13 protein-coding genes are annotated in these 12,352 nt (G+C 65.1%); 7 read left to right on the forward strand and 6 right to left on the reverse strand.

All coding sequences use genetic code 11. The features are described 5' to 3' along the window. Nucleotides 1–168 precede the first annotated feature (168 nt). Nucleotides 169–1,002: an adenylate/guanylate cyclase domain-containing protein gene (locus tag GPL20_RS05900; protein WP_157328604.1), complete on the forward strand. Its 834-nt coding sequence runs from the start codon at nt 169–171 to the stop codon at nt 1,000–1,002. Between the two features lie 156 nt (nt 1,003–1,158). Here the strand turns inward: GPL20_RS05900 and GPL20_RS05905 are convergent, their stop codons facing one another. After that, nucleotides 1,159–1,527: a hypothetical protein gene (locus GPL20_RS05905; protein WP_157328605.1), complete on the reverse strand. Its 369-nt coding sequence runs from the start codon at nt 1,525–1,527 to the stop codon at nt 1,159–1,161. Nucleotides 1,528–1,627: 100 nt separating this feature from the next. Next, entirely contained in the window at nt 1,628–2,599 is a 972-nt protein-coding gene (locus GPL20_RS05910; protein ID WP_157328607.1) for a helix-turn-helix transcriptional regulator, read from the reverse strand. 279 nt (nt 2,600–2,878) lie between these two features. Here GPL20_RS05910 and GPL20_RS05915 point away from each other — a divergent pair, with 279 nt between their 5' ends. Next, nucleotides 2,879–5,497: an autotransporter outer membrane beta-barrel domain-containing protein gene (locus tag GPL20_RS05915; protein WP_157328610.1), complete on the forward strand. Its 2,619-nt coding sequence runs from the start codon at nt 2,879–2,881 to the stop codon at nt 5,495–5,497. 8 nt (nt 5,498–5,505) lie between these two features. On the opposite strand, the gene GPL20_RS05920 is transcribed toward GPL20_RS05915, so the two are convergent. Further along, entirely contained in the window at nt 5,506–6,489 is a 984-nt protein-coding gene (locus GPL20_RS05920) for a tripartite tricarboxylate transporter substrate binding protein (RefSeq protein ID WP_157328612.1), read from the reverse strand. 160 nt (nt 6,490–6,649) lie between these two features. Between GPL20_RS05920 and GPL20_RS05925 the strand changes: the two genes are divergently transcribed. Beyond that, nucleotides 6,650–6,907: a hypothetical protein gene (locus GPL20_RS05925; RefSeq protein WP_157328614.1), complete on the forward strand. Its 258-nt coding sequence runs from the start codon at nt 6,650–6,652 to the stop codon at nt 6,905–6,907. Between the two features lie 77 nt (nt 6,908–6,984). Here the strand turns inward: GPL20_RS05925 and GPL20_RS05930 are convergent, their stop codons facing one another. Beyond that, nucleotides 6,985–7,932 (reverse strand): LysR family transcriptional regulator, encoded by a 948-nt coding sequence (locus tag GPL20_RS05930; RefSeq protein ID WP_157328616.1) that lies wholly within the window; start codon nt 7,930–7,932, stop codon nt 6,985–6,987. 118 nt (nt 7,933–8,050) lie between these two features. Here GPL20_RS05930 and GPL20_RS05935 point away from each other — a divergent pair, with 118 nt between their 5' ends. The 3 genes from GPL20_RS05935 to wrbA all read left to right on the forward strand — a co-directional run bounded on the left by GPL20_RS05935 (nt 8,051) and on the right by wrbA (nt 10,218). Beyond that, nucleotides 8,051–8,803 carry an SDR family NAD(P)-dependent oxidoreductase gene (locus tag GPL20_RS05935; protein WP_157328618.1) on the forward strand — a complete coding sequence of 251 codons (753 nt, stop codon included), beginning with the start codon at nt 8,051–8,053 and terminating at the stop codon, nt 8,801–8,803. A 36-nt stretch (nt 8,804–8,839) separates the two neighbouring features. Next, nucleotides 8,840–9,538 carry a pirin family protein gene (locus GPL20_RS05940; RefSeq protein ID WP_157328620.1) on the forward strand — a complete coding sequence of 233 codons (699 nt, stop codon included), beginning with the start codon at nt 8,840–8,842 and terminating at the stop codon, nt 9,536–9,538. 80 nt (nt 9,539–9,618) lie between these two features. Then, nucleotides 9,619–10,218: an NAD(P)H:quinone oxidoreductase gene (gene wrbA, locus GPL20_RS05945; RefSeq protein WP_157328622.1), complete on the forward strand. Its 600-nt coding sequence runs from the start codon at nt 9,619–9,621 to the stop codon at nt 10,216–10,218. Nucleotides 10,219–10,294: 76 nt separating this feature from the next. Here wrbA and GPL20_RS05950 read toward each other — a convergent pair whose 3' ends face one another. Next, nucleotides 10,295–10,771 carry an Lrp/AsnC family transcriptional regulator gene (locus tag GPL20_RS05950; protein WP_157328624.1) on the reverse strand — a complete coding sequence of 159 codons (477 nt, stop codon included), beginning with the start codon at nt 10,769–10,771 and terminating at the stop codon, nt 10,295–10,297. 122 nt (nt 10,772–10,893) lie between these two features. Between GPL20_RS05950 and GPL20_RS05955 the strand changes: the two genes are divergently transcribed. Then, entirely contained in the window at nt 10,894–11,448 is a 555-nt protein-coding gene (locus GPL20_RS05955; protein ID WP_157328627.1) for an RBBP9/YdeN family alpha/beta hydrolase, read from the forward strand. Here GPL20_RS05955 and GPL20_RS05960 read toward each other — a convergent pair. Then, on the reverse strand, nt 11,445–12,329 hold the full coding sequence (locus GPL20_RS05960) for a protein-L-isoaspartate O-methyltransferase family protein (RefSeq protein ID WP_157328629.1): 885 nt from the start codon (nt 12,327–12,329) through the stop codon (nt 11,445–11,447). The two genes, GPL20_RS05955 and GPL20_RS05960, sit on opposite strands and share 4 nt — an antisense overlap. Nucleotides 12,330–12,352 lie beyond the last annotated feature (23 nt).

The following is a 12,352-nucleotide window of genomic DNA, read 5'->3' on the forward strand; positions in this document are numbered from 1 at the left end:
ACATGACATTCCTCCGATCCACAACTTCCGACCGCAATCAACCTGGCGGACTGCAATTCGTTGCAAGGTTATGACAGTTTCGGGACAGGACGACCGGTCGCTGAACCGCGATGGCGCCAGATGTGATGCCTGATGCATTTGCCGGTCAGGAAGGCTACCATATCGACCATGGCCGACGACAAGGTGAAGCGACGACTGACCACCGTGCTGTGTGCCGATGTGCACGGCTATTCTCGTCTCATGGAGGCCGACGAGACCGGAACGCTGGAGACGCTCCGCCGCTCCCGCACTGCCATTGCGCGATTGGTCGAGCGTCATGACGGCCGCATCGTGAACACCTGGGGCGATGCCGTGATCGCCGAGTTCGCCAGCGTCGTCGAGGCCGTGCAATGCGCGATCGAGATTCAGCAGGAAATCTCCGATCAGAATTCGGACACGCCTCAGGCGAACCCGATGCGGTTTCGCATCGGCATCAACCTCGGCGACGTGATGGTGGACGGCACCAACATCTATGGCGACGGGGTCAATATCGCATCGCGCCTGCAAGAGCTCGCCGACCCCGGCGGCGTCGTGATCTCGAGCTCCGTCTACGATCAGGTGCACAACAAATTATCCGTTGGCTTCGACTGCCTCGGCCAGCGCCCCATGAAGAACATTGCTCCCCAGACCAGTTATCGGGTGACCCTGGGTGGCCGAACCGCCGGGCCAAGGAGCCTCCCGATCGATGAGAGCCGAACTCCCCGGGAGGAAGCTCGTGCTCCCCGGATTGGTGACAGGCACGCGCCATCCGCGTGGGCGCATGTCGCCTTGCAATGGCTAGCGAAGCTGCCCCGCCCGGTTGCAGTGGCCCTTACGGTTTCGGCCTTTCTGATTCTGATCAACCTGTTCACTGGCGCGCACAAGATCTGGTTCCATTGGCCCGTCGCAGTCATTCTCTTCGGTGTTGTCTTGCGGACGGTGCTTGGACATCGACCTGAATCGGACGGCAAGACAGAGCGCTGAACGAGGCGGCACGACCGCATCTTCGCGCCTATAGCATGATGATGAAGCTCGGTCGGCTCGGATCGACCTCCCCGGAGGGGAGAGGTGCCCTCGGCCCGCATTGATTCGACCAGAACTCATCCCGCTTTAGCGCTGCGTACCATGCGCTACACAGCGCTAGTCGTCGTCATAGTCATAGGGCCGCGGCTGCACCTGCTGAGGTGGCGGCGGCGCGTTGTTATAGCGCGGCGACGGCGCGAGGCGACCGCGCGGGACCTGCTGTTGCGGCGGCATCTGGTTGTTGGACTGGAACACCGCACGACAGCCACTCGAAAGCTGCGGCGTGTTCTCTCGCAAACAGGCCGTGATGCGGCCTACATCCGGAATCTGATCGCTGCATAGGCGCCACACATCGGGCGTGCAGGCCATCTGCTGTTCCATCGTGCCGCGGTATTCGCCGCGGTATTCCTGGGCGGATGCCGCGCTCTGCGCGACGATGCCGCCGATCGCAAGCGCCATACCCAGCGCAATCCGCTCTGTTCGCATGTCCCGATCCTTCCCGAGTCTCTCGAATTGTCATCAATCAATGAGACGCGGACAGGTTCTGGACCAACAAAAAAATGTGAAAAAGCGGCTGGAACCAAATTCAGCTTTCGGCCTGTTCCGCCTTCGCATCCGAGGGCGTCATGCCAAAGCGCCGGCGAAATGCCCGGTGAAAATACGAGACGTCGTTGAAGCCGGAGAGATAGGCGAGATCGCTGATCTTGCTCATCCGGTGCAGCGGATCGCGCAGCAGCCGCGCCGCCCATAGCAACCGCTGCTCCAGCAGGAATTCGGAGAACGTGGCGCCGCTGCGCTCGAACAGCAATTGAATGGTGCGAGGGCTGGCGCGGTGGCGCCGCGCGAGGTCGGCGAGCGTGAGGCTGCCGTCGCCGAGCCGCGCCAGAATGTCGGCCTTGATGGCTTCCAGCCGAGCCGCGGCGAGGCCGCGCTCTTTCGCCAGTTCGGTGGCGTCGCGCCTGCCGCCGAGCACCAGCACCATCAAATCCATCAAATGTTGCGAAACGGCGTGCTGCGCCAGCGCATCGAGTCCCGGGGCGTGCTGAACCGCGAAGTCGTAATATCGATGCAGCAGCGCGGTGAGCGCGGGGTTATGATCGAGCGGTCGCGCAACACTGTCTTCGGCATCGGGGCAATAAGACAGCAGCGTCTTGCGGTCGAACAACGCGGCCTTGTTGCCGCCCTTGTCGAGCTGCGAGACGAATGCTCCCTTGATGGAGCCGTCGATGAGACTGATGCCGTGCGGCGCGACTTCGAGCGCGCGACGGCCCATGACGGCGTGCAACGGCGAATTCGGCGCTATCAGCAGCGCCAGATTGTCGCTGGCGCCGAGCGTCATAAATCTGATCGGCGTGCCGCTGCAGGAGGATATCGTTGCCTGCGGCAACATCAACGCCTTGACGTCGCAGCGAAAAGAGCCGTCGGACAAAGGCGAAAGATCGGCTGCCATCACGCGGCGGCAAAATTCCTCCCGCCACATCTCATAGGCCGGCCCACGCGGCTCGCCGGTATAGCCGAGGCGCGGCGCGCCGGGGATCGATTGGCCGTCGGTCGCCATCAACGCGCATCTCCAAGCTCTCTGCGGAAACATTGATATCGCGTTTGTTGCAGCGCGCAACACGCTGCGGACCCGATTGCGCGTCAGGACAAGTCAATTTGCGCGTTAGTCCATTTCCTGCGGAGCACGCCGCGGCCAGGCGGCACCGTCCGTGGCATCGCAGCAACAGAGCCGGAGCAAACCGGCGCCTTGCGCCTTTCGCTATAAGGCATTTCGCGTAACTCCAAGAAACGCAGCGACGTCCCCGCTAGCAATTGCGTGGAATGAGGGAATCCGTCGATGTCGACTGCAATACCGGCCCATGCGCCAAACGCCACAACGGCCGCCATACTGCGTGACAGGCTGCTCGTCACGACGGCACTCGCGCCGCTGGTGCTCGCCGTGCTGCCGGCCCTGCTACCCGGCCCGGCGCTCGCAGCCTGCACGGTGACGGGCACCGGCACGATCGGCGCGCTCAATTCCGGCGACGTGGCGACCTGCACCGGCGTCGGCAACACCGATCACATCAACGCCACCGGCAGCAGCAACGTCACGGTCGATGTCGGCGACGGGACCACGACCTCGCTCACGCCGGGCGCCGGGATTCCGGCGATCGTTTTCGACGGCACAACCAGCTCGAATATAACGGTCAACAATCAAGCCACGGCTTCGACCTCCACCGGAGCCGTTCTGCTCTCCAACGGATCGAACAACAACAATGTGACGATCGCTGCAGGAGGGATCGCCGAGGCCACCAGCATCGCTGAAGCCGCGATCGTCATCGACAACTCAAATGGCAACCTCGTCGGCATTCGCGGAACGGCCGTCGGCACCGGAGGCAACACGCACGGGCTCCGAATAAGCGGAACATCGACCGGGAATGTCGTCACGGTCTATCAGGGCGGGTTGATCGATGGCGGCCATACTGCCGTACAAATCCTCGCCGGCGGCAACACCTTCATCAATGCCGGCACGATTCTCGGCGGCTTCTTCCTGGCGATCCAAGGCTCGTCTGGCATCGATACCATCGTCAATTCCGGGACTATCACGACCGGTGGCAGCGGAGCGGTCGATTTGTTCGGCGGCGATGACGTGTTCGTCCTCGCGCCGGGCTCGTCGATCACCGGGACTGTTCGCGGCGGGACCGGCATCGACACGCTGGGTTTTGGCGGCGACGGCAGCGCCACGTTCGACCTCGGCACCCTCGGCGCGTCCCTGCAATATGACGAGTTCGAGCAACTGACCAAGACCGGCTCCTCGGTCTGGACGCTGACCGGCACCACCTCGTTCAACGGCGCCACCACGGTGGACGCCGGCGGCCTGATCGTGAACGGCACGTTGCCGTCCGTGGTCACCGTCAACGGCGGCTATCTCGGCGGCACCGGCACGGTGGGCGGTCTCGTCGTCAACAACGGCGGCACGGTCGCACCCGGAAATTCGATCGGGACGCTCAACGTCAATGGCAACGTCGCCTTCAACGCAGGCTCGACCTTTCAGGTCGAGATCAACGCCGCCGGCCAGTCCGACAAGATCGCGGCAACCGGCACCGCCACGCTCAATGGCGGCACGGTGAAGATCGTGCCGCTCGGCAGCGGCTTCATCGCCAACACCCAATATACGATCCTCACCGCGACTGGCGGCGTCAGCGGCACGTTCGCGACACTCGCATCCTCGGGTGCTCCGCTCGTTACCGGGCAGCTCAGTTACGACGTCAACAACGTCTACTTCATTCTCCAACAGATCGGTGGCTTCGGCACAGTGTCGGGCCTGACGCCGAACCAGGCTTCGGTAGCCGGCGCGCTGGACCAGGCGCAGCTTGGCGGCGCATCGGGACCGCTGACCACCGCGATCAACACACTCGCCGCGCTCAATACGTCCGGCATCAAGGCCGGCCTCGACGACCTTGCCGGCCAAATCCACGCCGATGGACGCCGCTTCGTCGCGGATCAGGCCGACATGTTCCAGAGCTTCATGTGGAACGCCGGCACGCAGTCGCGTGGCGAGACCCTGCGCGTGTCGGCCACCGCTTACGCGCCGGAGCCGGCGGATCCGATCGGCAAGGCGCTCGCCGGCCGGCGCACCGCACCGGCGCGGAGCGTCTGGTTTGGCGGCTACGGCAATTGGGACAAGGTGGCGGCGAGCGACATCGCCTTCGGAACCAATACAGCCATCGCCGGCGCAGCGCTCGGCGCCGATCTGTGGCACATGCCGGGCTTCACGGCAGGCCTTGCGGTCGGCGCATCGACCGGCCAGCTGCGCATGGCCGGCCGCGCCGACCGGATCGACGCCAATGCCGGCCATGCGGGCTTTTATGCGCGCGGCGAGAGCGGCGGCTTCAACCTCGCCTCCGCCATCAGCTACTCCTTCGCCGCGCTCGAATCCTCGCGCACGATCGCGTTCCTGGGAGAAACGGCGACCGCCTCCTCGCGAGCGAACACCTTTGCCGCCTCGCTCGGCATCGCCCGTCCCTTCGCGACCGGATGGGGTTTCACGGTGGAACCGTTCGCCAAGGCCGACTGGTACTCGACACGTCAAGGCAGCCTATCCGAAACCGGCGCCCCGGGCGTAAACCAGCTGGTGCGGGCCGGCAGCTTCGATGTTGCCTATGGCACGGCAGGCCTGCGCACCAATCATCGCATGATGGTGCCGAGCGGACAGACGGCGCAATTCGGCGCGACCCTCGCCGTGCGCCACGAATTCACCGGCAGCGCGGCATCCACCACTGTGGCCCTCGAGGGCGCCCCCGGCATTCCGTTCGCGATCACCGGCGTCGAACGCGCACGCACGGTGGCGCTCACCGGCGCGGAGATGCGGTGGGATTTCACCACTGCGACCTCATTCAAGGCTTCATACGAGGGCGCGTTCGCGCCGGGATACGACCGGCACACGCTGCGGGGCCTAGTCCGAAGCGAGTTCTAGGACGGCCCCTACTCCACCTTGCCGATCTTCTTCACCGCCGCGATCAGCCGCGCGCTGTCGGCTGCGATGAACTCGGAGAAGGCCGGCGCATCCTGATAGGCGACAAGACTGCCCGAGGTCTCGAACGCCTTGAGCACATCAGGACTGGTCATCACCTGCGCCATTGCCTCGCGCAGGCGGGTCGCGATCGGCGCGGGGAGAGAACTCTGAGCAAAGAGCCCAGCCCAGATGTACATCTCGACATCCTTGTAGCCGAGTTCCTGAAAGGTCGGGACATCAGGGAAGCTCGCGATGCGCTGTGCGCCGCAATTGCCGAGCACGCGCAGCTTGCCGTCGTCGACCTGCGGCTTCAGCGTGCCGGGCGCGGCGGCGATCGCCTGCACCGTGCCGCTGAGCAGCGCGGTCAGTGCCGGGCCCGCCCCGCGGAACGGCACATGCAGCAATTTGATGTCGGCGCTGCTCGCGAACATCTCCATCGCCACATGCAGCGTGCCGTAGGGACCGGACGAACCGTAGGTGATCTGGCCCGGGCGCTTCTTCGCATCCGCGACGAAATCCTGCGCCGTCTTCCATGGCGCAGAGGCCGGCACCGCGAGCAACGTGGGATCGGCAAGCACGCGCGCAATCGGCATGAACTGCGAGACCTCGTAGGCGGCGGGACGATCGAACAGGCGGTCGGCCTCGGGCAGCACCGCGAGCGAGGACAGCGTCATCAAGAGCGTGTAGCCATCGGGCTCGGCGCGTGCAGCTGCGGCATTGCCGACCGATCCACCACCGCCGCCGGCGCGGTTGTCGACGATGACGGGCTTGCCCAGGATCCGCTCCAGTGCCTGTGCGACGGGACGCGCGGCAAGATCGGCCTGTCCGCCGGCCGGGAACGGCACGATCATCGTGATGTTTCGGACGGGATAGCCTTGCGCGAAGGCCGCGCCCGGCAACGCGGGCAACAACGGCAGCGCGGCAACGGCGCGCAGGACATCGCGTCGATCCATGGCAGATCCCTCCCCGATTTTTCTTGTTTCGTGTCCCAGCCTAGCGCGGCAATCGGCAAGAACAAGACGTTTACGAAGTATTAGCCATGTTCAGCCCGCACCGGAACGCATCCCGGGACCCCTCCGTTGCCTTCCGGGGAGCGTGCCATGGGAGTGCGTTATGGGAAAACTCGCGACCATCGACGTCGCCCTGGACGAGATGCTGGTGAATCTCGCCGCGATCGTCCTGCGGCTTTCAAAGCCAGACGTGACGCGAACGCCGGAGGCGCGACGCGCACTGGCACAATCCGTCCATCAATACGCCGTCTGCGCCGCGCGCTCGACCGACCCGCGTGTCCATGAATTGAAGTTGCAGCTTGAAGAAACGCTGAAGCCGAGCTTGCGAATTGTTGCGATCGACGGCGTCAAGGTGTCGTAGGCGAACATCGGTCATTGCGGCGCTCTTGCGACGAAGCAATCCGGAATTCCTCCGCGGCAACAGTCTGGATTGCTTCGCTACGCTCGCAATGACGACGCCTTTGCCTTCCCGCGCGGCCGCCGCTTGCAGGTGCCGGGAAGCTTCGCCGCCAGGAAATCGCCGAGCGCCTCGACGCGCGCGGGCCTCGGGCCGCCGGGCGGCGTCACCAGATGCACGGCGCCTTCGGCCTGCTTCCAGTCCTTCAGGATCACTTCGACGGCGCCGGAGGAGATGGCCTCACCGACGATGAACTCGGGAAGCTCGGCGATGCCGAGACCCGCGATCAGCGCCGGCATCACCGCCTCGCCATTGTTGACGCGGAGCTGTCCGCCCGGACGCACGCTGGCCTGCTCGCCGGCCGAATTGGTGTAGTGCCAGACATTGGGCGTCGAGAGATAGGCGTAGCTGAAGCATTTGTGCTCGGCCAGGTGCATCGGATGCGTCGGCCGGCCGTGCTGCTTGAGATAGGACGGCGCGGCCACCGTGTAGCGCGGCATGGTGAAGAGCTGCCGCGCGATCAGCGAGGAATCCGGCAGCCGCGCGATCCGTACCGCCATGTCAAAGCCTTCGCCGATCAGGTCGACGGTCGCATCGCTCAGGTGCAGGTCGACCGAGACCTCCGGATAGGCCTGAAAGAACTCCGGCAGCAGCGGCGCCACCGCCTTGATCCCGAACGTCATGGGTACGGCGAGCCGCACCAGCCCGCGCGGCGCCACCGATTGCGCCAGCGCCTCATTCTCCGCGGCCTCGCCATCGGCAAGCAGGCGCGTCGCGCGCTCGGCGAGCTTGTGCCCGGCATCGGTCAGCGCGAGCCGGCGCGAGGTGCGGTTGAACAGCCGGGCGCCGAGCCGCTCCTCGAGCCGTGTCACCGCCTTGGACACCGTCGCCTTGGACATCGCGAGCTCACTCGCTGCCCCCGCAAACGAGCGTAATTCCACGACTTTTGCAAAAATCGCGAGCGCCTCGAAATCGGGGAGTTTTGCCATGCGCGTGATCCAACCGGGTTATTTGCAGAAACAATGCGTTTCAACAGTTTCTATTTCTATACCACAGGCCAGGGCTTATCCAAGGGTCAATCGCAATTCCAGCGAATGGAGAGATCCAATGACCAAGAAGCTTTCAGGCAAGGTTGCCCTCGTCACCGGCGGTTCGCGCGGCATCGGCGCGGCTTCGGCCCGCGCGCTCGCAGACGAAGGCGCGGACGTCGCCATCAGCTATGTGGCTTCGCCCGACAAGGCGGAAGCAGTCGTTACGGAGTTGAAGACCAGAGGCGTCAGGGCGCGCGCCTTCAAGGCCGACCAGGCCTCGGCCAGGGACGTCACGCAGCTCGTCAACGACGTCGCGAAGGCGTTCGGCCATCTCGACATCCTCGTCAACAATGCCGGCGTCGCGAACGGCGGTGCGATCGACGACGCCAATGCCGATGTGGACGCGCTGGCGCGCCAGGATCAGGTCAACGTCCATGGGGTGATCGCGGCGATCCGCGCCGCCTCGCAATTGATGGGTGAAGGCGGCCGCATCGTCACCGTCGGCTCAATGCTCGCCGACCGCGCCTCGTTCCCGGGCCTTGCCGACTACGTCGCGACCAAGGCGGCCGTGGTCGGCTACACCAAGGGCGCGGCACGCGACCTCGGCCCGCGCGGCATCACCGTGAACGTGGTGCAGCCCGGCTCGATCGACACCGACATGAATCCCAAGGACGGCGGCGAGTTCGCCGAGACCCAGCGCAAGCAGCACGCACTGCAACGCTTCGGCCGTCCCGAGGAAGTCGCCGCCGGCGTCGTCTTCCTCGCCAGCCCGGAGGCCTCCTTCGTCACCGGCACCGTGCTCAACGTCGACGGCGGGTTCGGCGCCTGATCAAGGCGCCACCCGCTCACACAAGGAATCACGCAGATGATCGAACTCAGACCTTTCGCAAAGCTCGGCGGCGCCGACCACGGCTGGCTCAAGGCCAAGCATCACTTCTCGTTCGCCAGCCATTACGACCCGAACAACATGGGCCACGGCTCCTTAAGGGTGTGGAACGACGACGAGATCGCGCCGAACACCGGCTTTCCCGCCCATCCCCACGCCAACATGGAAATCATCACCTATGTGCGCGAGGGGGCGATCACCCATCAGGACAGCCTCGGCAACCAGGGACGCACCGAGGCGGGCGACGTGCAGGTGATGAGCGCCGGCAGCGGCATCCGCCACTCCGAGTACAATCTCGAGCCGACCCAGACGCGGATCTTCCAGATCTGGATCGAGCCGACGACGCGCGGCGGCCAACCCACCTGGGGCTCGAAGCCATTCCCGAAGGCAGACCGCTCGGGCAAGCTCGTCACCATCGCGAGCGGTCTTGACGGCGACACGGATGCGCTGCCGATCCGCGCCGATGCGCGGGTGCTCGCGACCACGCTGAAGGCCGGCGAGAGCGCGCAGTACACGTCGCAGACGTCGCGGCATCTTTACCTGGTGCCGGCGGCAGGTGCCGTCGAGATCAACGGCGTGCGCGTCAACGCCCGCGATGGCGCCGCGATTCGCGACGAAGGCAGCTTGAAGATCACGGCGCTCGAAGACTCCGAGCTCGTGCTCGTCGACGCGGCATAACCACAATCTCCGTCATGCCCGGCCCTGACCCGGCCATGACGACCCAGCCAAAGAACAACCTACCCCCAACGGAGACCACCATGACCAAAGTTCTCGTCCTCTATTATTCCGCCTATGGCCATATCGAAGCCATGGCGAACGCCGTAGCCTCAGGCGCGCGCGAGGCCGGCGTCACCGTCGACATCAAGCGCGTGCCCGAACTGGTGCCGGCGGAAGTCGCCAAGGCGTCCTATTACAAGATCGACCAGGCCGCTCCCGTCGCCAAGATCGAGGACCTCGCCAATTACGACGCGATCATCGTCGGCACCGGCACCCGCTTCGGCCGGATGGCCTCGCAGATGGCGAACTTCCTCGACCAGGCCGGCGGGCTCTGGGCCAAGGGCGCGCTCAACGGCAAGGTCGGCGGCGCCTTCACCGCGAGCGCGACCCAGCATGGCGGCCAGGAGACGACGCTGTTCTCGATCATCACCAACCTCCTGCATTTCGGCATGGTGGTGGTCGGATTGAACTACGGCTTCTCGGGCCAGATGGGCGTTGAGGAGGTTACGGGCGGCGCGCCTTATGGCGCGACCACGATAACGGCCGGCGACGGCAGCCGCCAGCCCAGCGCCAACGAGCTCGCCGGCGCGCGCTACCAGGGGCGCCAGATCGCGGAGACCGCCAAAAAGCTGCATGGCTGAGCCGCGCGGTTAAGCTTTGCGATCAACTGCATGGTTGATGCGACGGGGGCGGCATTCTCTTTCGGGGATGCCGCCCTCAGGTCGTTTCGGCCTTCCTCCGGACGAGGTCCCGCCCGATCGGACGCACCGGCTCGCTGCGCAGCACCAGCGACGTCGTGACGGCGCCAAAGCCGGCGATACGATCCACGATCGTCTCGAGGTCTTCCGGGGCCGGAACGAGCACCTTGAGCACGAAGCAGTCGTCGCCGGTGACGCGATGGACCTCGATGATGTGGGGAATCTCGCCGAACCTTTTCAGACAGGTCTTGATGTGCTCATGCGTGGTTCGCAGCCGAACCAGCGCCATCAGCCCGAGCCCCAGCGCGCGCGGGTTGATCCGGGCGCCATAGCCCTCGATGATGCCGGCCTCCTCGAGGCGCTTGACGCGCTCGGAAATGGCCGGTTGGGACAATCCGACGGAACGACCGAGCTCGGACAAAGGCACGCGCGCATTGGCTTGCAGCGCCTCCAAGATTTTCAAGTCCTTGCCGTCGATGCTCCCTGAGCGATCCAAGCGAAATCTCCCTCCGACCTTGAGATCATCGGCAAATGAGCGTTTCCGCCGATGACTCGCCATGTGATGCGGGACCAGGATCGATCACACTGCATCGTCATCCCAGATATCACGAGAAACGCATGCGCAAAATGATCACCCTGCCCGGCATCGGAGGCTCTGGAGACGCCCACTGGCAGTCGATCTGGGAAGCGGCCGATGCGCGCTTCGCGCGATTTCGACCGGCGAGCTGGGATCAGCCGGAGCTCGACGACTGGGTGCAATCTCTGGAGCGCGCGGTCGAGAGCTGTACGGAGCCGCCCGTGCTCGTCGCGCACAGTCTGGCCTGCCTGCTTGTCGCGCATTGGGCCGCACGCACCCGATCGGCGATCGCCGGAGCGTTCCTGGTATCCGTCCCCGACCCGGACGGCGCTGCGTTTCCCGAAGCGGCCACCTCATTCACGCCGGCTCCGACTAGTCCGCTGCCATTCCCCTCGCTGGTCATCGCAAGCACCAATGATCCTTACAGCACGCTCGACGTTGCACGCCGACGGGCGGGCGACTGGCACTCCGAATTCAGCGTTGTCGGCGCACTCGGCCACATCAATGCATCAAGCGGCTTGGACGATTGGCAACAGGGGCGCGCATTGCTGGAGGCCTTTTGCGCGGGCCTCGCGGCGAGCGGCACCGACTGCTAGGCCTGCGTGATGTCAGCGTGGGGGTGGATTGCCTCCGTAGGCACGGCCGCGGATGCCGTCGACAGCCACCACCCCTCGCCGGCAAACCAGCAGGTCTCGTCGGGCGCGTCCTCGCGTCGAAACGACCGGACGCTCTCCCATCCCCTTGCGAACGCTTCGGCCAGACGCCGGCCGGCATCGACATCCTGTAATCCCGCGCAGCCGATGAACTGGGCACGGCTGAGGAATTTCGCAGGCCACATCGCCCCCGCGTCCGGCCGGTTGATCATCAACATCCCACCGAGCATGCCTTCGGGCGCCAATGGGAACACGAGCCTGCCGCCGGGACGCAGCGCCTCAAGCCACTCCGCGGCCGGCTGTGCCGCTCCCGCGCAGACATAGATCACGTCGGCTGCGGGCAGATCGGAGGCGATGCCCGAACGTTCGCGCACATCGACATGAGCGATGTCCTTCAGGTTTTCGCGCGCAAGGACTGCCAGGCGTTCGTCTATCTCATAGGCATGAACGCGACCACCGGGTCCGACGAGATGCGCGAGGATGGCAGTGTAATAGCCGCTGCCGGCGCCGATCTGGATCACGATCTCGCCTTCCCTCACGCCACAGCCGCTGAGCCAATAGGCGTGCGCGCCGGGCATGCCGATATTGAGGCCGCGCGCCGGGTCCAGCGCCAGCAGCGTGTTCTGATAGAGGAAGGCGGGATCATCGTCCGGCGTCACGACATAGGGGTGGCCGCCGAGGCAGATCGACCACGGCCCGGGTCCGGCGAAGGGCTCGCGCTTGACCGTGCGAAAGGCCTGCTCGATGCGGGTATCGGTGGTCTTGGCCGCAGCGCAGATCAACTGCGCGTAGAATGCGCGATATTTTGCAGAACGATCTTCCATGTCGCCTCCGGGCCGGGGCGAGG

It is taken from the genome of Bradyrhizobium cajani (genome assembly GCF_009759665.1).
In the GTDB taxonomy this organism is placed as follows: domain Bacteria; phylum Pseudomonadota; class Alphaproteobacteria; order Rhizobiales; family Xanthobacteraceae; genus Bradyrhizobium; species Bradyrhizobium cajani.